Genomic DNA, 1,019 nt, shown 5'->3' on the forward strand with positions numbered 1-1,019 from the left:
CCCACCCGACCTCCCATTAAGTATATTTCCGTGGGAGGTCGGGTGGGGGCGCGGGCCGGTGCCGGTGCCGCGTTCGTAATTCACGCCTCACCGACCATCCCGAAATGGGACGAGGGGATTCCACCGCTGGCACCTTTGCGACTTTTCGCGTTTTCCTAAGCTATTGCGCGTAGCAGGACCTTGCTGCCGCACCCGAAGGAACCGCGACGATGAAGACTCTGGCCCGAATGACCGTTCTGAGCCTGATGGGCACGATGATGCTTGCAGGCTGCGGCTCGGGCGACAAGCAGCCGGACCCGGCCGATACCGATCCAGCGCTCAATGGCGCGCTCGGCGACCAGATCATGGTCGATCCCGAGATGGCGGGGGATCAGGGCGCGGCTGTCTCCGCCGAGGGGCGCCGGATCACCGTCCCCGCGCAGGACCGCACGCCCGAAGCCATCGCCGCCGCCAAGAAGCAGGCGGCGCAGCTTGCCGGCGGCGCGCTCAAGCCCGCGCCCAGTCCGGCGCAGGGCGGGGGCGCGGCGCTCGCTGCCGGGGCTGCCACTGCCGCGCAAGTCGCTGCGGAGGCGAAGGTCGCCAAGGCGGATTGCTCGGCCAAGGTGCAGTATTCCAACACCTGGGCGGCCAAGCTGCCCGCCGAACTGCCGGTCTATCCGCGCGGCGCGGTACAGGAAGCGGCCGGGATCGACGGTCAGGGCTGCGCGCTGCGCGTGGTCAACTTCGCGACGCCGGTGAGCGTCAGCGACGTGGTGAGCTTCTACTACACCAGGGCGCTCGGGGCCGGATATGGGGCCGAATACAAGATCGACGGTGGCGACAGCGTGCTGGGCGGCCGCAAGGACGGCAAGGCTTACGTGGTCTACGCGCGCAAGCTGGACAGCGGGCTGACCGAAGTGGACCTCGTTACCAGCGGGAAGTGAGAGGCACGCACCCAGTCCGTACCTCCCCGGTTCGTCATTGCGAGCGCAGCGAAGCAATCCAGGGCGGAGCTTAACAGCCCTGGATTGCTTCGCTGC

At 67.8% G+C, this 1,019-nt stretch carries 1 protein-coding gene; it reads left to right on the top strand.

From position 1 onward, the window contains the following. Positions 1-209: 209 nt before the first annotated feature. A complete protein-coding gene (locus tag ACYPYD_RS20120; protein ID WP_036525907.1) occupies positions 210-923 on the top strand; it encodes a hypothetical protein in 714 nt (237 codons plus the stop codon). Positions 924-1,019: the final 96 nt, after the last annotated feature.

It is taken from the genome of Novosphingobium sp. 11B, from assembly GCF_054589055.1.